At 36.4% G+C, this 25,019-nt stretch carries 17 protein-coding genes; 13 read left to right on the top strand and 4 right to left on the bottom strand.

Going from position 1 to position 25,019, the window contains the following annotated elements:
• The 3 genes from nusA to GQN54_RS01625 all read left to right on the top strand — a co-directional run bounded on the left by nusA (position 1) and on the right by GQN54_RS01625 (position 5,175).
• Positions 1 to 1,239 carry a transcription termination factor NusA gene (gene nusA / locus GQN54_RS01635; protein WP_160631299.1) on the top strand — a complete coding sequence of 413 codons (1,239 nt, stop codon included), beginning with the start codon at positions 1 to 3 and terminating at the stop codon, positions 1,237 to 1,239.
• 67 nt (positions 1,240 to 1,306) lie between these two features.
• Positions 1,307 to 4,243 carry a translation initiation factor IF-2 gene (infB, locus tag GQN54_RS01630; RefSeq protein WP_160631298.1) on the top strand — a complete coding sequence of 979 codons (2,937 nt, stop codon included), beginning with the start codon at positions 1,307 to 1,309 and terminating at the stop codon, positions 4,241 to 4,243.
• 128 nt (positions 4,244 to 4,371) lie between these two features.
• A complete protein-coding gene (locus tag GQN54_RS01625) occupies positions 4,372 to 5,175 on the top strand; it encodes a T9SS type A sorting domain-containing protein (protein WP_160631296.1) in 804 nt (267 codons plus the stop codon).
• 4 nt (positions 5,176 to 5,179) lie between these two features.
• On the opposite strand, the gene GQN54_RS01620 is transcribed toward GQN54_RS01625, so the two are convergent.
• A complete protein-coding gene (locus GQN54_RS01620; protein ID WP_160631294.1) occupies positions 5,180 to 5,875 on the bottom strand; it encodes an SIR2 family NAD-dependent protein deacylase in 696 nt (231 codons plus the stop codon).
• An 88-nt stretch (positions 5,876 to 5,963) separates the two neighbouring features.
• Here GQN54_RS01620 and GQN54_RS01615 point away from each other — a divergent pair, with 88 nt between their 5' ends.
• The 7 genes from GQN54_RS01615 to GQN54_RS01585 all read left to right on the top strand — a co-directional run bounded on the left by GQN54_RS01615 (position 5,964) and on the right by GQN54_RS01585 (position 18,706).
• Positions 5,964 to 8,237, top strand: coding sequence for an NADP-dependent malic enzyme (locus tag GQN54_RS01615; protein WP_160631292.1), 2,274 nt, complete (start codon positions 5,964 to 5,966; stop codon positions 8,235 to 8,237).
• Positions 8,237 to 8,818 (top strand): Holliday junction branch migration protein RuvA, encoded by a 582-nt coding sequence (gene ruvA, locus GQN54_RS01610; protein WP_160631290.1) that lies wholly within the window; start codon positions 8,237 to 8,239, stop codon positions 8,816 to 8,818. The genes GQN54_RS01615 and ruvA overlap by 1 nt, the downstream gene beginning before the upstream one ends.
• 15 nt (positions 8,819 to 8,833) lie before the next feature.
• Positions 8,834 to 16,174 (top strand): T9SS outer membrane translocon Sov/SprA, encoded by a 7,341-nt coding sequence (gene sov, locus GQN54_RS01605; RefSeq protein ID WP_160631288.1) that lies wholly within the window; start codon positions 8,834 to 8,836, stop codon positions 16,172 to 16,174.
• Between the two features lie 45 nt (positions 16,175 to 16,219).
• Entirely contained in the window at positions 16,220 to 16,597 is a 378-nt protein-coding gene (gene gcvH, locus GQN54_RS01600; protein ID WP_160631286.1) for a glycine cleavage system protein GcvH, read from the top strand.
• A complete protein-coding gene (locus GQN54_RS01595) occupies positions 16,590 to 16,976 on the top strand; it encodes a VanZ family protein (RefSeq protein WP_160631284.1) in 387 nt (128 codons plus the stop codon). Before gcvH ends, GQN54_RS01595 begins: the two co-directional genes overlap by 8 nt.
• 103 nt (positions 16,977 to 17,079) lie before the next feature.
• Positions 17,080 to 17,796 carry an energy transducer TonB gene (locus tag GQN54_RS01590; protein ID WP_160631282.1) on the top strand — a complete coding sequence of 239 codons (717 nt, stop codon included), beginning with the start codon at positions 17,080 to 17,082 and terminating at the stop codon, positions 17,794 to 17,796.
• 196 nt (positions 17,797 to 17,992) lie between these two features.
• Positions 17,993 to 18,706 (top strand): energy transducer TonB, encoded by a 714-nt coding sequence (locus tag GQN54_RS01585; RefSeq protein ID WP_160631280.1) that lies wholly within the window; start codon positions 17,993 to 17,995, stop codon positions 18,704 to 18,706.
• Between the two features lie 45 nt (positions 18,707 to 18,751).
• Here the strand turns inward: GQN54_RS01585 and cysN are convergent, their stop codons facing one another.
• From cysN to cysC, 3 genes are read right to left on the bottom strand one after another with little or no spacing between them, the layout of a single operon-like run.
• Positions 18,752 to 20,020: a sulfate adenylyltransferase subunit CysN gene (gene cysN, locus GQN54_RS01580; RefSeq protein ID WP_160631278.1), complete on the bottom strand. Its 1,269-nt coding sequence runs from the start codon at positions 20,018 to 20,020 to the stop codon at positions 18,752 to 18,754.
• 54 nt (positions 20,021 to 20,074) lie between these two features.
• On the bottom strand, positions 20,075 to 20,980 hold the full coding sequence (cysD, locus tag GQN54_RS01575) for a sulfate adenylyltransferase subunit CysD (RefSeq protein WP_160631276.1): 906 nt from the start codon (positions 20,978 to 20,980) through the stop codon (positions 20,075 to 20,077).
• 3 nt (positions 20,981 to 20,983) lie between these two features.
• Positions 20,984 to 21,592, bottom strand: a complete 609-nt coding sequence (cysC, locus tag GQN54_RS01570; protein ID WP_160631274.1) for an adenylyl-sulfate kinase — start codon at positions 21,590 to 21,592, stop codon at positions 20,984 to 20,986.
• Between the two features lie 133 nt (positions 21,593 to 21,725).
• Between cysC and deoC the strand changes: the two genes are divergently transcribed.
• From deoC to GQN54_RS01555, 3 genes are read left to right on the top strand one after another with little or no spacing between them, the layout of a single operon-like run.
• Complete coding sequence (gene deoC / locus GQN54_RS01565) at positions 21,726 to 22,640, top strand: deoxyribose-phosphate aldolase (protein ID WP_235932941.1); 915 nt, start codon at positions 21,726 to 21,728, stop codon at positions 22,638 to 22,640.
• A gap of 5 nt (positions 22,641 to 22,645) precedes the next feature.
• The gene (locus GQN54_RS01560) at positions 22,646 to 24,112 is read left to right on the top strand and encodes an aldehyde dehydrogenase family protein (RefSeq protein ID WP_160631272.1); all 1,467 of its coding nucleotides are present in this window, start codon (positions 22,646 to 22,648) and stop codon (positions 24,110 to 24,112) included.
• 10 nt (positions 24,113 to 24,122) lie between these two features.
• Positions 24,123 to 25,007, top strand: a complete 885-nt coding sequence (locus GQN54_RS01555) for an aldehyde dehydrogenase family protein (protein WP_160631270.1) — start codon at positions 24,123 to 24,125, stop codon at positions 25,005 to 25,007.
• The last annotated feature ends 12 nt before the right edge of the window (positions 25,008 to 25,019 follow it).

Here is a 25,019-nt window from a genome sequence, read left to right as displayed (position 1 = left end):
ATGGAAAAGATAAACCTGACAGAGTCTTTTGCAGAATTTAAAGAATTTAAAGACATTGATCGACCAACATTAATGAACATTCTGGAAACTGTTTTCAGAAACATGATCATTAAAAGGTATGGATCAGATGAAAACTTTGACATTATTATCAATATTGATAAAGGGGATTTAGAAGTTTGGAGGAACCGTGAAATTGTTGAAGATGGTGAAGTGGAAGATGAAAATAGCCAGATAGCTTATTCTGATGCTATTAAAATAGAGCCTGACTTTGAGGTTGGTGAAGAGGTTTCGGAGGCTGTAAAGATGCTGGATTTTGGACGAAGAGCGGTATTGGCATTGCGTCAAAATTTAATTTCTAAGGTTTTAGAGCTTGAAAAAGACAATATTTTCAAGAACTATAAAGACCGAGTTGGTGATATTATTACTGGAGAGGTTTACCAAGTTTGGAAAAGAGAATTGTTAGTGTTGGACGATGAAGGAAATGAATTGTTATTGCCCAAAACTGAGCAAATTCCTAACGACTATTTCAAAAAGGGAGACTCTTTAAGAGCAGTTGTTTCTGCTGTAGAGATGAGAAACAATAAACCAATTATTACGCTGTCTAGAACATCGCCTGTATTTTTAGAGCGTTTGTTTGAAATGGAAGTTCCTGAAATATTTGATGGTTTAATTACCATAAAGAATATTGTGCGTGAGCCAGGTGAGAGAGCTAAAGTTGCAGTAGAATCCTATGATGACCGAATTGATCCTGTAGGAGCATGTGTGGGTATGAAAGGTTCTAGGATTCACGGAATTGTTCGTGAATTGCGAAATGAAAACATTGATGTAATTAATTACACGAATAACACCCAATTATACATTAGTCGAGCTTTAAGTCCAGCTAAAATTAATTCGATTAAGCTAGATGATGAGTCAGGCAGAGCTGAGGTTTATTTGAACCCCGATCAAGTTTCTTTAGCAATTGGAAAGGGTGGTCATAATATTAAGTTGGCTGGTAAATTAACTGGCTATGAAATTGATGTTTTCCGCGATCAAGATGAAGAGCATCAAGATGATGTTGCTTTAGATGAATTCTCTGATGAAATCGAAGGATGGATAATAGATGAATTTAAGGCGATTGGCTGCGATTCAGCAAGAAGTGTTTTAGAACTTTCTGTTGAAGATTTAGTGAAAAGAACAGACTTAGAACAAGAAACTATCGAAGAAATTCGAAACATTTTAAAATCTGAGTTTGAATAGTCTTCTTGCAAATGCAGAAAAGAAGCAAGAGATTTTTTAAATTTGTAAAAAATAGGACGAAAACAATATGTCTGATAAGGTAATAACGAAACGATTAAGTAAGGTTGCAAGAGAGTTAAATGTTGGTATTTCTACCATCGTTGACTTTTTGTCTTCTAAAAGTATCTCAATTGAGAGTAATCCCAATACGAAGATTGACAATACTACTTATGAGATTCTTTCCAATGAGTTTCAATCTGAAAAAAGCGCAAAAGAAGAGTCTGAAAAAGTAACTCTTCCAACGAATGAGCGTGCGAAAATTAGTCTTGATTCAAAAGAAGAGGCTCCAAAAGTTGTCGAAGTTGAAGAAGAGGATGAAGACGATGATGACGACGATCAAGGTGTTTTGATTAAAAATGTTTCTCCAGCCAATGTGCCTGCTGAAGCAAAAAAAGAAATCCCAGAAGTCCCTGCACCTGAGAAAACAGAGCCTCTAAAAGAAGAGGAAACTCCTAAGCCAGTAGAGCCAGTTTCTAAAGCGATTAAAATAGAAGAGGTTCCGGCTTCAGATGAAGATACTGGTGGCCCTAAGGTTTTAGGAAAGATTAATTTAGATGAGTTGAACTTAAAGACTCGTCCTGATAAGAAGTCTAAAAAAGACAAAGAAAAAGATTCTGCAGAAGCCAAGAGAAAAGCGAAAGAAGAAGCAGATCGTTTGGCCAAAGAAGAGTCTATTCGTCATAAAAAAGCGGAGGAGCAGAAGGCGAAAGATAAAGCAGAGAAGGAAAAAATCGCTGCTGAGAAGGCTAAAGAAGTAAATACTCCTGAGGTAGTTACGCCAAAAGAGGCTCCTAAGGAAAGAGAGGAGATAAAAACTTCATACGAGAAATTAGACGGCCCAAAAGTGTTAGGAAAGATTGAATTGCCTAGCAAGCCTGCCAAAAAACCAGTTGCATCTTCTTCTGATAAAAAGGAAACGGAGAAGCCTAAACGCAAGAGAAGAAAAAGAATTAATACCCCTCAAGAAACAGCACAAGAACGTGATGCTAGAAGAGGGAAAGGTCCAAGAGGTGCAAAAGGTGGCGGTGCTGGAGTAAAACGTAGAGAGGAAAAGCCTGAATTGACTGAAAAGGAAATTCAAAATCAAGTAAAGGAAACCTTAGCTAGATTGCAAGGAAATACTTCTAAATCTAAAGGTTCTAAATATAGACGTCAGAAAAGAGATGCTGTTAGTGAGCAGACCCAAAAGGACTTAGAAGAGCAAGAAGCACAAATGAAGGTGTTGCAGGTAACTGAGTTTGTTACTGCAAATGATTTAGCTTCTATGATGGACGTTAGTGTAAATGATGTAATCTCTGCTTGTATGAGTTTAGGTTTATTCGTTTCAATTAACCAAAGACTGGATGCTGAGACCATATCAATTGTGGCTGAGGAGTTTGGATTCGAAACTGAGTTTGTTGATTCTGAAGATCAAGAGTCCGTTGAAGAAGAGGAAGATAAGCCAGAAGACTTGGTAGAGCGTTATCCTATTGTAACGGTAATGGGTCACGTTGATCACGGTAAAACATCATTATTGGATTATGTTCGTAAAGCGAATGTAATTGCAGGTGAAGCAGGAGGTATTACACAGCACATTGGTGCGTATAACGTAGAGTTAGATAGTGGAAAGAAAATTACCTTCCTAGATACTCCAGGTCACGAAGCGTTTACCGCGATGAGAGCTAGGGGAGCCCAAGTAACAGATATTGCAATTATTGTAATTGCAACCGATGATAATGTGATGCCACAAACGAAAGAAGCTATAAATCATGCTCAAGCTGCTGGTGTTCCAATCGTATTTGCACTGAATAAGGTCGATCGACCGGCTGCAAATCCAGATAAGATTAGAGAAGAGTTGTCTCAGATGAATATTTTAGTGGAAGAGTGGGGAGGAAAGTTCCAAGCTCAAGAAATTTCCGCAAAAACAGGACAAGGTGTTGAAGATCTTTTAGAGAAAGTGTTGCTAGAGGCAGAATTGCTAGAGGTTAAAGCAAATCCTAATAAGAATGGAGTTGGAACTGTAATTGAATCAGAATTGGATAAAGGACGTGGTTATGTTTCTACTTTATTGGTTCAGTCGGGTACAGTTAGAATGGGAGATGTGGTGTTGGCAGGTCCTCATTATGGAAAAGTAAAAGCGATGTTCAATGAAAGAGGTCAGAAAATTACCGAAGCCGGACCATCGATGCCATTTTCTTTATTAGGACTAAGTGGAGCGCCAAATGCAGGTGACAAATTTAGAGTAATGGACGATGAGAAGGAAGCAAAGAATATTGCGACTAAACGCCTTCAATTACAACGTGAACAGGGTGTAAGAACCAAGAAGCACATTACTTTGGATGAAATTGGTCGTCGAATAGCGATCGGTGATTTCCAAGAGTTAAACGTAATCATTAAGGGTGATGTGGATGGTTCTATTGAAGCATTGTCTGATTCATTATTGAAATTATCTACCGATCAAATTCAAGTGAATGTAATTCACAAGTCTGTAGGACAAATTAGTGAGTCTGATGTAATGTTGGCTGCTGCTTCTGATGCAATTATTGTTGGTTTCCAAGTACGACCTTCAGTAAATGCCCGTAAGGTGGCCGAGAGAGAAGAAATCGATATTAGATTATATTCTATTATTTATGCGGCTATCGACGAAATTAAGGCAGCAATGGAAGGTATGCTTGCAGCTAAGATTGAAGAGCGAGTTACTGCTACTTTGGAAATTAGAGAAACCTTTAAAATCTCTAAGGTCGGTACTATTGCAGGTTGTATGGTGTTGGATGGAAAAATTAATAGAAACCATAAAGTAAGAATAGTTCGAGATGGAATTGTTGTTTACACCGGGTTGCTAGGTTCATTGAAACGTTTCAAAGACGATGTAAAAGAAGTAGCTAAAGGTTACGAATGTGGATTGAACATTGAAAATTATAATGAAATCCAAGAAGGAGATATTATTGAAGCTTACGAAGAAGTTGAAGTAAAACAAACTCTTTAAGGATTGTAAATACTAAAACAAAGCCCATGCATTATTTTGTATGGGCTTTGTTTTTTCTATTCTACTCACCAAGTTCTTTAATTAAGCAAGAAAACTTATATTTGTTGTTACATTAAAAATTACTTCATATGAAAAAAATATTACTCGCTTTTTCTGGGTTGGTATTAGGTGTTGCATCTTTTGCTCAATCTTTTCAATTTATAAATCCCAAAACAAATGCTGATGTAACAGGTACAACTGTTGGATACTGGTTTTCAGAGGCAGATTTGTCATTGGTGCCGGACGTTAAAATGTACGTTAAAAATATAAATTCTACTTCTGATTCGATTCGTGTAGATTTGAAAAGATACGAAATGACTCCACTAGTCGATAGTACATCTAATTATTTTTGTTGGGGGTTTACTTGTTTAGGACCTTCAGTGATAGGTTCTCAACCCATAAGATATAATGACCCAAGTGATATCGTATGGATAAGAAAGGATTCGTTGAATAAAACGCTTTCAATTTATCATGATCCAAATAATTTTTACAATGGAACCTTTAATAATCCAAACTATGAATTTGGTACACAAACATTCAGATATGTAGCTTTTGATCACTTTAATCCAAGTGATTCAGTTTTTGTAGATGTTCAATTTGTAATTACAACCGTTGGCTTGACTAAAATTTCTAAAACCGATTATTCAGTAACTGTAGGCCCTAATCCATCAAATGGTCAATTTAATGTAACTTATGATTTTAGAAAGAATTTCTCAACTAAAGTAATTGAGATTTATGATATGTTAGGTCAACAAGTGAAATCCATTCCTTTAAATTCAAATAAAGGTACAGTTAATGTAGCTGCAACAGAATTGAATTCTGGGATCTATTTTTACAACTTTAGATTAAATGGAAAATCAACAGAATCTCAAAAATTGATTATTACAAAATAAAGAATTAAATCTTTTTAAGATATTTTTTAGCCAGTAAGGATGTTCCCTTACTGGCTTTTTCTTTTATTATTGTAAAGTTTTTTTCATCTCTAATTAATGGAGTGTTAGGGTCAATAAGAAATTTAACGCAATAATCTGGAGTGTAATTAATTAGACTTGCAGCAGGATATACCTCTAAAGAAGTACCAATAATGATAAAAATGTCAGCTTCTGCGGTAATTCTAAGAGCTCTTTCCATGTTTGGTACAGCTTCTCCAAACCAGACCACATGAGGTCGTAGCTGATGTCCTTCTTCACAAACATCTCCGATTTTTATATCTGCATGATTCAGTTCATAAATTAATCTTGGGTTTTTGCTACTTTCCGCTTTATTTAATTCTCCGTGAAGGTGTAGGACATTTGTGGAGCCTGCCTTTTCGTGTAAATCATCAATGTTTTGAGTAATAATCGCAACTTCATACTCATCTTCTAGCTTGGCAAGATTGAAGTGCGCTTCATTGGGTTTTGCAGCCTTTAATTGCTTCCTTCTTTCATTGTAAAAGCTTAGAACCAATTCAGGATTTGTACGGAATGCTTCCGGAGTGGCTACATCCTCAATCTTGAAATTTTCCCATAATCCATTGTAATCCCTAAACGTTTTAAGGCCACTTTCAGCACTAACTCCAGCACCAGATAATACGACGACTTTCTTTAATGTCATTATAATTTTATCAGAAGGATTAACGATAAAAGTAATTTCTTAATGACTTCATTAATGCTTACTTTTACGGGCTCTTAAGTTAACAAAAATGCCTAGAAACAGAAAACAATTAGAAGCGCTAGATTACCATTCTCAAGGAAAACCAGGTAAGATAGAAGTAATACCTACAAAGCCATATAGTTCACAACGTGATTTGTCTCTGGCTTATTCACCTGGAGTGGCAGAGCCATGTCTGGCTATTGAAAAAGATAAAGAAGATGTTTATAAATATACCGCAAAAGGTAATTTGGTAGCTGTAATATCTAACGGTACCGCCGTTTTAGGGTTAGGGGATATAGGGCCAGAAGCTTCTAAACCAGTGATGGAAGGGAAAGCATTACTGTTTAAGATTTTTGCGGATATAGATGTTTTTGATATTGAAATAGATGTTAAAGATGTAGATAGTTTTGTAAATACAGTTAAAGCGATTTCCCCGACTTTTGGAGGAATTAATTTAGAGGATATTAAAGCTCCTGAATGTTTTGAAATTGAACGTAGACTGAAGGAAGAGTTGGATATTCCCATCATGCATGACGATCAGCACGGTACTGCAATCATTACATCTGCTGCTTTGTTAAATGCCTTAGAGTTAGCCGATAAAAAAATAGATGAAATAAAGGTGGTAGTGAATGGAGCAGGCGCATCTGCAATGGCATGTGTTAAACTTTATTTCGCTTTAGGGGTTAAGCCTGAAAACTTGGTAATGTGTGACAGTAAGGGTGTTATTCGAAAGGATAACCAAGATTTATCTGAATCTAAGGCTATGTTTGCTACAGATAAAGATATACATACACTTGCTGATGCGATAAAGGGAGCAGATATGTTCCTAGGATTAAGTAAGGGAAATGTAGTTAGTAAGGCTATGATAAAATCTATGGCTGACAACCCAATTGTATTTGCTTTAGCAAATCCTGATCCTGAAATCGCATACAAAGAAGCAATAAGTACTAGAAAGGATATTATAATGGCGACTGGAAGGTCAGACCATCCAAACCAAGTAAATAATGTACTTGGATTCCCATTTATATTTAGAGGAGCTTTAGATGTCAGAGCCACGGCTATTAATGAAGAGATGAAGTTGGCAGCAGTTAAAGCTATAGCAGAGTTAGCGAAGGAGCCAGTTCCCGAGGTAGTAAACCAAGCTTATGGTACAAGAAACCTGGTGTTTGGTCGTGATTTTTTTATACCTAAACCACTTGATCCTAGATTGATATTAGCGGTAGCGCCAGCAGTGGCAAAAGCTGCAATGGATTCGGGAGTTGCTAAAAAAGAGATTACTGATTGGAATGCCTATGAAGAAGAATTAAGTCGCAGATTAGGTCTTGATAATAAATTAATTAGAAATCTAACTGAACGAGCTCTGCAGAATCCAAAGCGAGTGGTGTTTGCAGAAGCTGACACCTATAAGGTATTAAAGGCAGCTCAAATTGTGAAAGACGAAGGGATAGCTATTCCAATTCTTCTAGGGAATCTGGATCGTATAAATACCCTAATCAAAGAAAATAATTTGGATTTGGCGGATGCAACCATAATAGATCCGAAGGCTGCAGATCAAGAAGAGTTAAGAAATAAGTACGGTGCTTTGTTGTATGAGAAAAGACATCGTAAGGGATTGACGGAATATGAGTCTGCTCATAAAATGAGAGATAGGAACTACTACGGAGCAATGATGGTAGAAGCAGGAGAAGCCGATGCATTTATCTCTGGAATTACTAGGAATTATCCTGAGACCATTAAGCCTGCACTCCAGTCGATTGGAACAGAGGATGGAGTGAATAAAATTGCCGGAATGTATATCGTCAACACAAAAAATGGCCCTGTGTTTTTTGCAGACACTACGATAAATGTTGATCCATCGGCTGAGGACTTAGCAGATATTGCAGTTTTAACAGCGAAAGCTGTAGCGAGATTTAAAATTAAACCAAGGATTGCGATGCTGTCTTTCTCAAATTTTGGTTCGTCTGACTATGAAGAAGCAAAGAAAGTGAGCAAAGCAGTAGCAATTTTACATAGGGATCATCCTGAAATCGTTGTTGATGGAGAGGTGCAAGCCAATTTTGCAATGAGTAAAGAATTGTTGAACGAACAATTTCCATTTAGTACATTAGCCAACAAGAAAACGAATGTGTTAATTTTTCCGAATTTATCAGCAGGAAATATTGCATATAAACTAATTCAAGAAATGTCAGATACTGAGGCTGTAGGTCCAATTTTGTTGGGAATGAAGAAACCAGTTCATATTTTACAATTGGGATGTAACGTTCGTGAAATAGTAAACATGGTCACCATAGCAGTGGTTGATGCACAAACAAGGAAAGATTAATGATTGCTCATATTCAAGGTAGATTAGTCGAAAAAACACCTACTTATGTCGTTATTGATTGTGGTGGTGTTGGTTACCAAATTTTCATTTCTCTAACTACCTATTCTCAAATAGGTCAAGAGGAGAATTGTAAATTGTTGACCCATTTAACTATAAGAGATGATGCCCATTTATTGTATGGATTTAAGGAAGAAAGTGAGCGTGCATTATTTCGGTTATTAATTACTGTTTCTGGGGTAGGTTCCTCTACTGCATTAATGATACTATCTTCATTAAGTCCTGAGGAAACAAGGCATGCAATTTTGTCCAATGACATTAATGCGTTGAAGGGAGTGAAAGGGATTGGAGCAAAAACAGCTCAGCGAATTGTCATCGATTTAAAGGATAAATTATCAAAAGTTAGTCTTGAGGGTAATTTTTCTTTAGATATAGACAATACACTAAAGGAAGAAGCGTTATCAGCATTGGTTATGCTTGGATTTAATAAAACTCAAGCGGAGAAGTCTATTGCTAAAATTTTAAAAGCCTCTCCAGATTTAACCGTAGAGGAAGTTATTAAACAAGTGCTGAAGAGTATATAGTATTAGGAATCCCCATTGAAAATTAGCGTTAAGTATACATTTAGGTCAATAGTCGCTTTAGCACTTTTCGGAGTTATTTATGACTCAACTGGTGCTAGCGATTCTTCTATAGAGACTTATCCCTACGAGGAAGAGCTTTTGGAGGAGAAAGTTTTTCTCAAAGACAATACTAAGTTTACGATTAGTATCCCAATTGATTCTACTGAAGATGACACACTTGATTTAATATACCCTTTTAACGACAATAGTAGCGATCCATTTACAACAGACAAAAGTCCTCTGTACCTTAAGACTCCATCCAACATCAAATCAGGATTTGAGTACGATCCAGAAACAGGACAATACAATTATTACGAAAGGTTAGGTGAAAAATATTATCGTAGCCCAACCTATATGAGTTTAGAAGATTACGCTAATTACGATGCGACTAAGCGTATGAAGGAATACTGGAAAAGTAAATCGGATGCTGAAACGATAGAGCGCTCAGAGGGATTTAGACCACAGTTGCAGGTTAAGGGCGAATTGTTTGACCGGATTTTTGGAGGGAATACTATTGACATACGTCCTCAAGGTTCAGCAGAACTATCTTTTGGTGTTAATGTTTCAAAGCGTGATAATCCAATTATACCTGAACGTCAAAGAAGAACGAGTTCTTTTGATTTTAATCAACGAATTCAACTGAATGTAATTGGAAATATTGGAGAAAAGTTGAAGCTTTCAACTAGTTATAATACTGAGGCGACGTTCGATTTTGAAAATCAAACCAAATTGGAATACACCGGATATGAAGATGAAATTATTCAAAAAATTGAAGCGGGAAATGTTTCTTTACCGTTACAGAGTTCTTTAATTAACGGAAGTCAAACATTATTTGGAGTAAAAACCGAATTGCAATTTGGTCGATTAAGGGTGACCTCAATATTCTCACAAGAAAAGGGTGAACGGAAGTCTATTGAAGTGAAAGGAGGAGCTCAAATTCAAGAGTTTGAAAAGTCTGCTGCAGAATATGAATTCAATAAGCACTTTTTCCTTTCTCATTTTTTTAGAGAAAGTTATGAACAAGCATTACAAGAACCCCCACGTGTAAATTCAAGGATTCAAATTACCGATATTGAAATCTATGTCACCAATAATCAAGGTGCCTTTACCAATACAAAAAACATCATAGCTTTTACTGACTTAGCAGAGCAAAACAGAATTTTTAATAGAAACTTAGCTCAACCTACAGGTTCAATACAAGTTCCATCCAATGGGACAAATAGTTTGTATCAAAGTGTAAACGCTGACCTTCCTGGGGCGCAACAAATTAGAGATTTTAATAATGCAGATCAACCATTGGCCGCTGCTGGTTTTCGGACCGGAGATGATTATGAACGGCTACAAAATGCCGTATTATTGAATCCTTCAGAGTATACCATTAATAGACAGCTGGGTTATATTTCTTTAAACCGCCAATTGAATCCGCAAGACATTTTAGCTGTTTCTTATCGATACACTTACAATGGTCAAGTTTATCAAGTTGGAGATCTGTCTACAGACGGAATTGATGGTCAAGATGCTTTATACTTAAAGTTGCTGAAAGGATCCATTATCAATACTACCATGCCCATGTGGGATTTGATGATGAAGAACGTATACTCTTTAGATGCATTTAATATTAATCCAACCGACTTTAGATTTGAAATTTGGTATTTGAATTCGGAAACGGGAGTTGAAATTCCATTTATTCCAGCAGCCCCTATTGATAACACCCCTCTTTTAAATGTGTTAGAGTTGGATCGAATGACCATTAACAACGCTAAGACAGAATCAGGAGACGGTGTATTTGACTTTATACCTGGCGTTACGATCAATGAAAAGAATGGTCGTGTCTATTTTCCTGTATTAGAGCCTTTTGGTCAAACATTGAGACAGAAGCTAGGAACGCAAGAATTGGGAGATAAGTATGCTTTCGATTCTTTATATACCACAACGCAAGTTCTAGCAGAACAGGATGCGGCTCACAACAGATTCACCATTAAAGGAAGCTACCAATCTAGCTCATCTTCTGAAATTTCATTGAATACCTTTAATATTCCTCAAGGCTCGGTGGTTGTTACCGCGGGGGGAGCTCCATTGGTTGAAAATCAAGATTATCAGGTAGATTATAATTTGGGTAGAATTACTATACTAAATCAAGGAATATTAGAATCAGGAACTCCTATAAAGATTTCATTAGGAAGTAATTCTTTGTTTAATGTTCAAACAAAAACATTAATAGGTTCTAGGTTTGATTATCGAGTTTCTAAAGACTTCTCTTTGGGGGGAACTGTTTTAAATTTGACCGAAAGACCCATCACCCGAAAGATTAATATTGGTGATGAACCCATATCTAATACAGTGATAGGACTGGATGGAACCTATAGAACGGAAGTTCCATTTTTGACAACTTTGGCGGATAAGCTACCATTTTATGATACCAAGGAAAAGTCTACTTTAACTGTGCAAGGGGAGTTTGCCAGACTATTTCCTGGAAACTCAAGAGCAATTTCAAAGGCTGGAGTAGCATATATAGATGATTTTGAAGGGTCACAGTCTATTATTGAGATTAGAAATGCTAATGCTTGGAGATTAGCTAGTACTCCTCAAGGACAAGAAGACTTATTTCCAGAAGGTAATTTCAATGGAGATTTAGCATACGGATTTAACCGTGCCCAATTGGCTTGGTATAGTATTGATCCTTTGTTTTTCAGTGAAACAGATAGCAGAACTCCTGGGTATTTAAAGAATTCAGATTCTCAAGCAAATAATTATTCGAGAGGGGTTTTACAAACAGAAGTTTTTCCAAATAAAGCTGTAGATCCTGCACAAAATCAATTAATCCAAACTCTTGATTTAGCTTATTATCCAACAGAAAGAGGACCTTATAACTATGATGTCTCAGGAAGACCTGGAGTTTCTTCCGGTTTGAATCCAAATGGTACATTGAAAGATCCTACAACTCGTTGGGGAGGAATTATGAGGGATTTGCAAACTAGCGATTTTGAAGCTTCTAACGTTGGATTTATTCAGTTCTGGGTAATGGATCCTTTTGCAGAACAAGATGGTAACCCTAATCAAAAAGGAGGAGAATTATATTTCAATATCGGTAGTATAAGTGAAGATATCTTGAAAGATGGTCGATTGATGTTTGAAAACGGATTGCCTAGTGAAGGAGGGAATCAAAATACATCTTCGGTGATTTGGGGACGAATTCCTACCGTAAGTTATATCATAAATGCTTTTGACAATAATCCGAATGCTAGAGATAATCAAGATGTTGGTTTAGATGGGTTAAAGAACGATGCAGAGCGTAGTAATTTCACAGATTATATGACCCAACTGCAAAATACGTTGGATGCAAATGCCTTTAATGATTTTAGTGCCGATCCTTCAAATGATGATTTTCATTATTACAGAGGAGCTGATTATGATCAACAGCAACTTTCTATTTTAGAGCGGTATAAGCGTTTCAATGGAACTGAAGGGAACTCGCCTGCTCAGTCTACTAGTGCAGACTTTTCAACTTCGTCAACAACTCTACCAGACAATGAAGATCTTAATGGTAACTTCAGTTTGGATCGAACAGAAGCCTACTATCAATATAAAGTGAATTTATCTCCTGAGGCATTGAGAACAGAAAATGTGGGGAGTAACTATATTACTGATGTGCTCACCGCTACAGCAAAAGCACCAAATGGGGAAACCAAAGAAGTAAGATGGATCCAATTTAAGATTCCAATCAGAGAGCCAGATAAGACTGTGGGAAGTATTCGCGATTTTAAGTCGATTCGATTCATGAGAATGTTCTTAAAAGGGTTTGATGACAATATAGTAGTTCGATTTGCTCAATTGGGTTTAGTAAGAGGGGAATGGAGAAAGTACTCTAATGATCAACTGATACCAGGTGATACCCACAACGATGAAGAAGGCTCAACCACTTTTAGTAGTTCAGCTGTAAACGTGGAAGAAAACTCAAATCGATTTCCAATTAATTATACCATACCCCCAGGAATTCAAAGAGAGGTTGATTTTGGAACAACTAATTTAAGGCAAATAAATGAGCAATCGTTAGTATTGAATGTCTGTAATTTAAATGATGGTTATACGAGATCAGTTTATAGAAATGTAGATTTGGATATCCGTCAGTATAAGAAGATTAAGATGTATGCTCACGCTGAAGCTGCGGGGCAAGAAGGTGACTTAAGAGACAATGAGATAGCTGTTGTAATGCGATTAGCAATTGACTTTGAGCAGAACTATTATGAATACGAAGTTCCACTTACAGTTACTCCATTTGGAACAACTAGCAGTAGTCCAGATTTAATTTGGCCTGAAGCAAATAACATTGACCTAGAGTTTGATAAACTTTTAGCCGTAAAGAAGAATAGAAATGTAAGAATGCTTGACCCTTCTTCTGGAATTAGTATTACTAACGCTTATTCTGAACCAGATGGAGAGAAAAATACCATTCGTGTAAAGGGTAATCCCAACCTCGCCGAAGTGAGAGTGGTCATGATTGGTGTTAAAAACTTGAGAACAGGGGAGACTGTTTTTCAAGATGATGGGTTACCAAAGTGTGCAGAAGTTTGGGTGAATGAACTACGACTTTCTGATTTTGATAATGAAGGTGGATGGGCAGCTACTGCTAGAGCAACAGCTCAAATTGCAGATTTGGGTGCTGTTACATTATCAGGTAGTATGAGTACTCCAGGTTGGGGGAGTTTAGAACAAAAACTAAACGAACGCCAAAGAGAGACTAGAATGCAATATGATTTATCGACCTCTGTAGAGTTAGGTAAGTTGCTACCCGAACAAGCTAGACTTAGCATCCCCATGTATTTTGGAGTATCTGAAAATATTATTCGACCGGAGTATAATCCATTAGATCCCGATGTCCCTTTAAATGATCTGATTCAGGATGATGACTTGTCTCAAGATTATAGAGACTCCATTCGTAGAATAACAGATGATTATACCAAAACTAAGAGCATTAACTTTACTAACGTTAGAAAAGAACGATCTCCTACTAAGGAAAAGATGCTACCTTTTGATGTTGAGAACTTCGCTGTATCTTATGCTTATACGGAGACCTTTCATAGGGATATCAATACGGAATACGATAACAGAAAAACTTATCGTGGAGGGATTAATTATAATTATACCGCTAAACCACTAGCAATAGAGCCGTTTAAAAATGTAAATTTCTTTAAGGAAAGGAAAGCCTTCACATTAATAAAAGACATTAATTTCAACCTGTATCCTACCCAATATAGTTTTCAAACACAGGTCAATAGAACGTATAATGAAAGACAAGTAAGAAATAATACCTCTTATTTTGAATTTGCACCTTTTTATCAAAAAACATTTACTTGGAATAGAATATACTCTTTACGTTATAACATTACTAAATCTTTGATATTTAATTATAATGCCAATAATATGGCACAAATTGGTGAGCCCGAAGGAAGAGTAGACCGAGATGTTAAAGATGAATATAAGCAGTTTACAAATGAAGTGTGGGACAATGTGTTAAAGTTTGGTTCTAATACGCAGTTTGCCCAAAATGTGAATTTGACTTATACGCTTCCATTTTCTAAGATTCCATATTTTGAGTGGATTTCAGCCAATGCCACTTATACAGGTAGCTATAATTGGACTTTGAACGGAGATATAGATGCAGACTCCCTTGGTGCGACTATTAAAAACTCAGGTAACTATGCATTGAATACAAACTTTAATATGACCTCTTTGTATAACAAGGTGGAATATTTGAGAGAATTGAGTAAACCTAAAAAGAAAAAGGACGAAATCAAACGATTAACATTAGCAGATAAAACCTATAGAAAGAAGGTAGAGGCAGGTGAAATAGAAGATACTACAAAGGAAGACGAACCTAGTTTTTTTAGAACTCACATTATTGATAATTTCAGTCGTTTAGCCATGAGCTTAAAAACCATGTCTGGAAGTTATAGCGTTAATGAAGGTACAGTTTTGCCCAATTATAATAGAGATATGAATGTTTTGGGTTTCGATGGTAATTTCCAAGCGCCTGGTGCTGGATTCGTTGTCGGACTGCAAGAGCCTGGTACACAATTTTTTGATCGAGCATTGAATGAAGGGTGGTTATTAGAAGGAAACGAATACGGAACTCTTTTTATTTCGGGGAATTATGCAAAGACCTATTCCAAAAATCTGAATTTTAGAGCTAGTTTTCAACCTGTTAAAGATTTGAGAATTGAGTTGACTGCTAATCAAACCTATTCAGAAAGTACTTCGAGGTACTATATCTGGAACGATACTCTAGTAAATTCTAATACTAGTGCTTTAGGAGGATATGATTTTGGACCGACTCAAGTAAACGGTAGTTTCAGTACAAGTTTTATCAGTATCCGAACAGCATTTGTAAAAGATGATGATGATACCTATAAAAATAAAGTGTTCGATGAATTTTTAGCAAGTCGTTCTATTATTTCTCAACGATTAGGAAATGATAATCCTTACTCTACCTTCACTTATACTGATACGATGGGTGGGGTTTATGCAGATGGCTATGGAAGCACATCTCAAGAGGTGTTAATTAATTCGTTTTTATCAGCGTATAGTGGTTCAGATGCTAGTAGTTTTGAATTAGGTGAGATTACCAGTAGAATTCCTGTGCCAAACTGGAGTATTACTTATGATGGGCTTTCTAAATTAGAATTTTTTAAGCGATACTTTAGAAGCTTCACCATAGGTCATAGATATCGTTCTACTTTTAATGTAGGTTCATTTACAACTAATCCATTCTTTGATGAAGAAAACCTCGATACTCGATTAAATAATAGTGGAGACTTTATACCAAGAAAACAAATCGCCTCTGTAAGCATTAGTGAGCAATTTAGCCCATTGATGAATATTGATATGACCTGGAATAATAGTTTACTAACCAGACTTGAATATAAAAAGGACAGAAATATGTCGATGAGTTTAAATAATAATCAAATCACAGAAGTGAAGGGGACTGAAGTGGTGATAGGATTAGGTTATCGATTGAAGAATGTAAAATTTCCTTTTTCTGCAAAAGACAATAAGAAGGTGAGTGATGTAGATTTAAGAGCGGATTTCTCAGTTCGGAATAACAGGACCGTCATTCGTAAAATAGTCGAAAATGAGAATCAATTAACTGCAGGTCAGCGTATCTTTTCAATTAAATTTACCGCTGACTATGTGTTTAGCTCCAGATTAAATATTAGGGCATTCTTTGATCGGATCATGAATACACCTTTTATTTCTTCTTCTTTTCCAACAGCTAATACAAATGCTGGAATTAGTTTGCGTTTTACCCTTTCACAATAAAGGATGAAATACTAAATTTGAAACATAAATTAAAACAATAATAAGATGAATGTTCCTTCTGAATTAAAGTATACTAAAGAGCACGAATGGATTAAAATAGACGGTGATATTGCAACTGTAGGGATTACGGACTATGCTCAAAGCGAATTAGGTGATATTGTTTATGTTGAAATAGAAACTGTTGGCGACACCTTGAACCATGGAGATGTTTTTGGTACTGTTGAAGCGGTAAAAACGGTATCAGACCTTTTTATGCCATTATCAGGTGAAGTGATTGAAATGAATGAAGACCTAGATGGCGCTCCTGAAAGTGTAAATGATGATGCCTACGGATCTGGATGGATGATAAAAATTAAAATGAGTGACCCATCAGAAGTAGAAAATCTATTATCAGCAGAAGCTTATCAAGCGGAAATTGCTTAAAAAACTTAACAAATTAATATACTTTACACCGGCTATCATTTGGATGGTCGGTGTATTGTTTTTAAGTACTCGAGTTTTAGAAGGAATCCCCATTCCCTTATTTAAAGGTTCTGATAAAATTGTCCACTTTATATTTTATGCCATATTAGTTGGGCTACTTTCTTTTGGTTATGTCAAAGGAGAGCGTTTTAATTTATCAAAATTATTATTTAGCGCTTATTGGAGTGTACTTTTTGGAGGACTAATAGAATTGATACAACACTATTTAGTAAAAGGACGCAGTGGGGAATGGGAAGACTTTTTGGCGAACACAATAGGTATACTATTTTCGAGTTATATTATCTATAGAAAATACTTGAGGCGTAGTAGAAATAAATGATTGAAGTAATAATAGGTCAAATTCACTTAAATTTTAATTAACATACATTTCTAAGGGAGTACGTAAAAAATTACTATTTTTATGCCCCGTAAATAATATCAATATGGAACCAAAGAAAAGTCCAAAAGTTAACCTAGAAAAAAAGCGTGGTTTGTTTTTTCAAATCGGCTTGGTGATTACTTTAGGGGTTGTGTTGGCCGCATTTGAGTATCGCTCCTACGAGGCAGTGTCCGATTTAGGAACACTACAAGTAGAGGATATTGAGGATGAAATTATCCCCATTACAATGCAGAATCAACCACCGCCACCTCCACCGCCACCACCGCCACCACCACAAGAGATATTAGAAATTGTGGAGGATGACAAGGAGATTGAGAACGAAGTTGAGATTCAAGATTCAGAAGCGGATCAGACTACCGAAATTTTTGATCAACCAGAGGAAATTATCGAAGAGGCAGAAATTTTTATGATTGTAGAAAATATGCCAATTTTTCCTGGATGTGAGACAAAGCCCAAGGCAGAAAGGGATGCTTGTTCCAATGCAGAATTACAAAAGTATATTGGAAACAATACCGTATATCCACCGATGGCAAGAGATGCAGACACGCAAGGACGTGTTTTCGTTACGTTTGTTATCGATCAGAAGGGAAATGTAACTGATGTTGCTGTTTTGAAGGGTGTTTCTGGAATTGGAGGAAAAGCTTTAGAAAAAGAAGCTATTAGAGTTGTAGAGTCAATGCCAAAGTTTACTCCTGGAGAACAAAGGGGAAAGAAAGCAAAGGTAAGGTATAACATACCAGTTAACTTTACTCTAAGATAAGTATAAATAACCTATAGGTTTAAATCCCGCTATAATGATTATAGCGGGATTTTTTTGTTTACGTCAAGAGTATTGGCATGATTTTACTAACGCAATATTTTGATTTGAGTTCGCGTTCTATTCTCAGTTCGTTCCCATTAATCTGAAATTTATGTAGCACATCTACTTTTTATTTATTCACCTTAATCTAAAAGCTATGGAAACTAAAAAGAGTGCTTCAAAAAATCTTGAACGTAAAAGAGGTTTGTTTTTTCAAATTGGATTAGTCGCCAGTTTGTCATTGGCGTTGTTAGCATTTCAATATACAACACCTAAGTTGATTCCAACTGTAAAAAATGCTAAAGTGTATGAAATTGATGACGAAATAATTCCGATTATAATCCTCAAATCAGAGGAACCCCTTCCTAAACCCAAACCTCCTAAAACCATTACAGACCAAATAAAGGTGGTAAAAACAATCGCAATTGCAGAACCAGAGCCTACTAAAGTAGCTCCTATTGAACTACCTACTGAAATTATTATTGCGCCTATGCCTCCAGAAGTTATTGAAGAGGCTCCATTGCCAATGGTAGAATTGATGCCGGGCCTCGGTGATTGCTCTTTATTGGATAATGCATCCAGAGCCAAATGTACTGAAGACGCGATTCGTATGTTTATCGCTGAAAATATACGTATTCCGGAGTCAGTAAAGGATAGAGGACAAGGAGGAAAAGTGTTTGTTTCCTTTGTAGTGAATAAAAATGGTAATGTAGATAATGTGAAAATTTTAAAAGGTATTGATGGTGCTAAAGCAATGGATAGGGAAGTGATAAGAGTGGTTAATAGTTTGCCTCAATTTGATCCCGGAGAACAATCAGGTAGAAAGGCGAGTGTGATTTATACTATACCAATAGACATTAGAATTAATTAATGAAAAAATGAAAATAAAAAAACCACTCAAAAGAGTGGTTTTTTATTAATCTATAATCATGCAAGCTCCTACTGTTTCGAAGGTTCCTTCATCAATAAGAATTAAGCTGCCTGTGTTCCTGTTCTTTTGGTAACTGTCGAAAAATAATGGCTTAGTTGTTCGAATTGAAATACGTCCAATGTCATTCATGCCGATATTTTTATCTTCTTCTTCTCTATGAAGCGTGTTGATATTTACTTTATACTTCACATCTTTTATTATACATCTGGCTTCGTTTGTAGTATGAATTAATGCATATTTCCCGCCTTTAATAAGCGGCTTATCACTCATCCAGCAAACCATCATGTCTATATCTTGGTTTATTTTTGGTTGGTTATTTACTCTAACCAGCATGTCTCCTCTACTGATGTCAATTTCATCTTCCAAAGTAATTGTAACCGATTGTGGGGCAAAAGCTTCTTTTAATTCTCCATCAGCGGTATCAATGCTTTTTATTTTTGAGGTAAACCCTGATGGTAATGCAGCAACTTCATCGCCTGGTTTAAACACACCACCAGCAATTCTACCTGCATAACCCCGGTAGTCAGGAAATTCAGCAGACTGAGGTCGAATAACATACTGAACAGGAAAACGACAGTCAATATGATTGTGGTCACTTCCAATGTGTATATTCTCTAGTAAGTAAAGCAGTGTTCCGCCTTGATACCAATCCATTTTAGTGGATTTATTCACCACATTATCACCATTCAGTGCGCTAATGGGAATAAAGTGTATGTCTTTTACATTTAATTTCGATGAAAAGGCCTCAATATCTTTTTTGATTTGCTGAAATACTTTTTCATCATAATCCACAAGGTCCATTTTGTTAATGCAGAATACTACATGTGGAATTCCTAATAACGATGATATAAATGTATGCCGATAAGTCTGTTCAATTATTCCTTTTCTAGCATCTACTAATATAATAGACAAGTTAGAAGTAGACGCTCCTGTTACCATATTTCTGGTGTACTGAATATGTCCTGGAGTATCGGCAATGATAAATTTACGTTTAGGAGTAGCAAAATAACGGTAGGCTACATCTATGGTAATTCCTTGCTCTCTTTCTGCACGGAGCCCATCTGTTAATAAGGCTAAATTGACTTGCTCATCGCCTTTTTTCTTGCTTGTTTTTTCTATTGCTTCGTATTGGTCTTCGAAGATTGATTTGGAATCGTATAGCATCCTTCCTATTAAGGTGCTTTTTCCGTCATCAACACTTCCTGCTGTAGAGAAGCGTAATAATTCCATATCTAAATAAGGGTCTTTACTCATGGTAATTGGGTATCTATCGTTGATTAAAACGTTATCAGTTGGGTTAAAAATAAATTAGAAATAGCCTTGCTTCTTTCGGTCCTCCATGGCTGCTTCAGATCGTTTATCGTCAGACCTTGTGCCTCTTTCTGTAACTCTTGTACTGGCAACTTCTTCGATGATTTTTTCTAAGGAATCTGCATCAGAATATACGGCTCCCGTACATGTCATATCACCTATGGTTCTGAAGCGAATAGTCATTTTTTCAGTAGTTTCTTCTGGTCGCTGAGGAACATGTTCACCTATTGACATCACAACTCCATCTCTGATAAAACACTCTCTTTCATGGGAGAAGTATAAGGAGGGTAATTCTATGTTTTCTTTTAAAATGTATTGCCAAATGTCCATTTCAGTCCAATTAGAAATTGGGAATATTCGGAAGCTTTCACCTAAATTCTTTTTTCCATTAAAGATATTCCACAATTCTGGACGTTGATTTTTTGGATCCCACTGACCAAAGTCATCTCTATGAGAGAAGAAACGTTCTTTTGCTCTAGCTTTTTCTTCATCTCTTCTAGCACCTCCAATTGCAGCATCAAACTTATTGTCTTCAACACCTTTGAGTAATGCCACGGTTTGCAATGCATTTCTACTTGCATTAAAACCTTTTTCTTCTGTTACCAAACCCTGATCAATGCATTCTTGTACACTAGCTACGATGAGGTTGACACCTAATTTGTTTAAATAATAATCTCTAAATTCAATTGTTTCAGGGAAATTATGCCCTGTATCAACATGCATAAAAGTAAAAGGAATCTTGGCAGGCCAAAATGCTTTTCTTGCCAAGTGAGCGCATGTTATGGAGTCTTTTCCTCCTGAAAACAATAATACTGGGTTTTCAAATTGTGCTGCTACTTCTCGTAAAACGTAAATAGCTTCTGATTCTAATTCACTTAGATGTGATAAGTTGTATGCTTGCATGGACTATGCCTTTATTATTTTAGTTAAAATATGGTCTAAAAGTAAACGAGCTGCTTCACTAGGTGTAGTATCAGCAGTAGTTAAATTGATAAAATCTGTTTCTGGAGCTTCAAAAGGCGCGTCAATTCCTGTAAAGTTTTTGATTTCTCCTTTTCTTGCTTTGGCATAAAGCCCCTTCACATCTCTTTTCTCACAAACTTCAATAGGGGTATTGATAAATACCTCCACAAAATCATTTGCTCCAATAATTTGTTTTGCCTGTTGTCGAATAGCGATGGTAGGACTCACAAAGCAGTTTATTGTAATGATTCCGCAATTGATGAACAGTTTATTAATTTCGGCTATTCTTCGAATGTTTTCAGTTCGATCTTCTTCGCAAAAACCTAAATTATTATTGATGCCAGTGCGCACATTGTCACCGTCCAGAACCTGAGTGAGAAATCCTTTTTTGTTAAGTAACTGTTCTAACGCAATAGCAATGGTCGTTTTTCCCGAACCTGATAGTCCAGTCATCCAAATAGCTATGCTTCTCTGATTTAGTAGGTTTTCTTTGTCTTTTCTTTGTAAGATTTCATCGAAAACCGAGAATATATTCCTTCCTTCATTTTTCATTAAGTCAACAAATTTAACAAAATAAAGAAGTTAAACCCTATTGTTTTTAACTCCTTTACACCTTTTGATGTGATTAAGAAAGCTCTAGGATTATTTCTATCTTTGACTTTTAAAAATTTAGAGAATTTTGAATTTGAAAAAGACAATAACTATTCCTGACTTTACAAAATCTCCATCAGTAGATCAGGTTGGGATTATCGAGCGTTCTTCTCGTTTTCAAACGAGAAGCATCAAAAATGAAAGCAAAATTCAAGCGTTAAAAATGGTCTTGAATATGATTGATTTGACAACACTTGAAGGTAAAGATACAGTTGGTAAGGTAAACCAAATGTGTTATAAGGCATTGCATCTGCATGATGATTACCCTGGCTTGCCGACCGTAGCAGCAGTTTGTGTCTATCCATCAATGGTGGCTATTGCTAAAGAAGCTGTGAAAGGAAGCGGGGTAAAGGTAGCCTCAGTCTCTACAGCTTTTCCTTCAGGTCAAGCGCCATTTTCAACAAAAATAGATGATACCAAATACGCCCTAGATCAAGGTGCAGATGAGATCGATATGGTTATTTCTAGAGGAAAGTACCATCAGGGGGAGTATAATTTTGTTTTCGATGAAATAGCAAAGATTAAGGAACTCTGTGGCGCTCAAGCACGACTTAAAGTTATATTAGAAACTGGTGAAATAGGGACATTAGATGACGTAAGAAGGGCTTCAGATATCGCGATTTATGCAGGAGCTGACTTTATTAAAACTTCTACCGGGAAAATTGGTTCAGCTGCCTCTATTCCTGTAACACTAACAATGTTGTACGCCATAAAGGACTATTTCATCAAAACGGGAATTATGGTAGGGATGAAACCTGCAGGCGGTATTTCTACTTCTAAATTGGCCATTCATTACCTAGTAATGGTAAAAGAAATTTTAGGGGAGGCTTGGTTGAGCAACGAATGGTTTAGATTTGGAGCAAGTAGTTTAGCAAATGATGTCCTCTTGCAATTGGAAAAACAAAGAACAGGAGTTTATCAATCAAAGGATTATATCTCGATAGATTAATGGATATGAGTAAAAAGAAAATTGAGACTAAAAACATTAGTTGGGAATATGCTGCTGCTCCAGAAAGTAGCAGTCATATACAATTAAAAGAAAAATACGATCACTTTATCAATGGAAAATTTGAAAAGCCCTCATCCGGGAAGTATTTTGATGCTATAAATCCCGCTACTGAAAAGAAAATTGCTTCTGTGGCAGAAGGAAGTAAAAAAGATATTGATAAAGCAGTAAAAGCTGCTCGGAATGCCTATGATTCTGTTTGGTCGGTAATGCCAGCTTCTGAGCGCGCAAAGTACTTATTTCGTATTGCACGATTAATTCAGGAAAAGGCTAGAGAATTTGCAGTGATAGAGTCGCTAGATGGCGGTAAACCAATCAGAGAATCAAGAGATATTGATATCCCGTTAGCGGCAGCTCACTTTTTCTATTATGCAGGATGGGCTGATAAATTAGATTACGCTTTTCCTAATAGAAAGCCAAAATCAATTGGAGTTGCGGGTCAAATTATTCCATGGAACTTTCCTTTATTAATGGCTGCATGGAAAATTGCTCCAGCATTGGCCTGTGGAAACACGGTAGTATTAAAGCCTGCCGAAACTACGTCTTTAACAGCACTGAAGTTGGCAGAATTAATTCAAGAAAGTGGTTTGCCTGAAGGTGTTGTCAATATTGTAACAGGTGATGGTAAAGTTGGAGCAGAAATAGTAGGGCATGAAGGGATTGATAAAATCGCTTTTACGGGCTCCACTGATGTTGGGAAACTTATTCAAAAAACAATAGCTCAAACGGAAAAGAAAGTTACTTTAGAGTTAGGAGGAAAGGCTGCAAATATCGTTTTTGAAGATGCTCCCATTGATCAGGCAATAGAGGGAATTGTAAATGGTATTTATTTCAATCAAGGCCACGTGTGTTGTGCTGGGTCAAGGTTGTTTGTGCAAGAATCCATAAAAGATATTTTCATCAAAAAGCTACAAGATAGAATTGAAACACTTATCGTTGGAGACCCAATGGATAAAAACACAGATGTTGGGGCGATTAATTCTAAAAATCAGTGGGAAACCATACAAGGGTATATAGAACTTGGGGTAAAAGAGGGGTTAGACATTTTCCAATCTTCATGCAGTTTGCCTAAAAGTGGTTATTTCATAAAACCAACGGTATTTACCGGTGTGGCACAGTCAAGTAAACTGGCTAAGGAAGAAATATTTGGCCCTGTACTGGCTGTTCAAACATTTAGAACGGTAGATGAGGTTATTGAAAAGGCAAATAATACTCCATATGGTTTATCAGCGGGTGTATGGACAGATAAAGGCTCCAAGATATTTAACCTAACTAGTCGATTAAGGGCTGGAGTTGTTTGGGCCAACACGTATAATAAATTTGATCCTACTTCTCCTTTTGGAGGTTATAAAGAAAGTGGTTTTGGACGAGAAGGTGGCCTACATGGTTTATCTGCTTACCTTAAATTCGATTAATTGAAGACTCATGAGTGAAAGAATTAGTGTTTTGAAAACATATAAAATATATATAGGAGGCAGTTTCCCAAGAACAGAATCGGGTAGATTTTATACCCCAACCAATTCAAAGGGTAAATCTTTGGGAAATATTTGTTTGTCATCACGAAAAGACTTTAGAAATGCTGTAGTGGCAGCACGAAAAGCTTTTGGGGATTGGAGTGAGAGAACGGCATATAATAGAAGTCAGATTCTTTACCGAATGGCAGAGGTATTAGAAGGGAGAAAAGAGCAATTTATTGCCGAGTTGATTCTGCAAGACAGCAGTGCAAAACAAGCTGAAAAGGAAGTAACAGTTGCAATTGACCGATTGGTATACTTTGCCGGTTGGTGCGATAAGTATCAGCAAATCTTCAGTTCAGTAAATCCTGTTGCGAGTTCACATTTTAACTTTTCGGCTATAGAGCCTTCTGGTGTTGTTGCTATCGTCGCGAATCAAACGTATTCTCTATTGGGATTAGTGAGCTATATGGCGCCCATAATTGCAGGTGGAAATACCTGTGTGATATTAGCATCAGAAAACAAACCATTGTGTTCTATCTCTTTTGCTGAAGTTCTTAATTCATCAGATTTACCTGGAGGAGTAGTGAATATTTTAACAGGAAAAAGAAGTGAGTTGCTTAATCAAATGGCTTCTCATATGGATGTAAATGCCATGTGTTATGCTAATCATAATTGGGAAGAATTGATTCAATTGAAAGAGGGAGCCGTTGAAAATTTAAAACGTATCAAGTCATATAATTATGAGCTACTGTCTTCTGAGATAGAAAACCCCTACTTGATCAATGACTTTCAAGAAGTAAAAACTACATGGCATCCAATAGAGGTGATTGGGGCGGCCAAAGCATCATATTAAGAAAGAAATCAG

Source organism: Acidiluteibacter ferrifornacis (assembly GCF_009909615.1).
GTDB classification, from domain to species: domain Bacteria; phylum Bacteroidota; class Bacteroidia; order Flavobacteriales_E; family Vicingaceae; genus Acidiluteibacter; species Acidiluteibacter ferrifornacis.
The sequence above is the reverse complement of the archived record's forward strand: the minus strand, read 5'-3'. Positions and strand labels throughout refer to the sequence as shown.

Excerpts from the sequence above, each read along its gene's own strand:
- nusA (WP_160631299.1), top strand. The coding sequence starts at position 1 with ATGGAAAAGATAAACCTGACAGAGTCTTTTGCAGAATTTAAAGAATTT.
- infB (WP_160631298.1), top strand. The coding sequence starts at position 1,307 with ATGTCTGATAAGGTAATAACGAAACGATTAAGTAAGGTTGCAAGAGAG.
- GQN54_RS01625 (WP_160631296.1), top strand. The coding sequence starts at position 4,372 with ATGAAAAAAATATTACTCGCTTTTTCTGGGTTGGTATTAGGTGTTGCA.
- GQN54_RS01620 (WP_160631294.1), bottom strand. The coding sequence starts at position 5,875 with ATGACATTAAAGAAAGTCGTCGTATTATCTGGTGCTGGAGTTAGTGCT.
- GQN54_RS01615 (WP_160631292.1), top strand. The coding sequence starts at position 5,964 with ATGCCTAGAAACAGAAAACAATTAGAAGCGCTAGATTACCATTCTCAA.
- ruvA (WP_160631290.1), top strand. The coding sequence starts at position 8,237 with ATGATTGCTCATATTCAAGGTAGATTAGTCGAAAAAACACCTACTTAT.
- gcvH (WP_160631286.1), top strand. The coding sequence starts at position 16,220 with ATGAATGTTCCTTCTGAATTAAAGTATACTAAAGAGCACGAATGGATT.
- GQN54_RS01590 (WP_160631282.1), top strand. The coding sequence starts at position 17,080 with ATGGAACCAAAGAAAAGTCCAAAAGTTAACCTAGAAAAAAAGCGTGGT.
- GQN54_RS01585 (WP_160631280.1), top strand. The coding sequence starts at position 17,993 with ATGGAAACTAAAAAGAGTGCTTCAAAAAATCTTGAACGTAAAAGAGGT.
- cysN (WP_160631278.1), bottom strand. The coding sequence starts at position 20,020 with ATGAGTAAAGACCCTTATTTAGATATGGAATTATTACGCTTCTCTACA.
- cysD (WP_160631276.1), bottom strand. The coding sequence starts at position 20,980 with ATGCAAGCATACAACTTATCACATCTAAGTGAATTAGAATCAGAAGCT.
- cysC (WP_160631274.1), bottom strand. The coding sequence starts at position 21,592 with ATGAAAAATGAAGGAAGGAATATATTCTCGGTTTTCGATGAAATCTTA.
- GQN54_RS01560 (WP_160631272.1), top strand. The coding sequence starts at position 22,646 with ATGAGTAAAAAGAAAATTGAGACTAAAAACATTAGTTGGGAATATGCT.
- GQN54_RS01555 (WP_160631270.1), top strand. The coding sequence starts at position 24,123 with ATGAGTGAAAGAATTAGTGTTTTGAAAACATATAAAATATATATAGGA.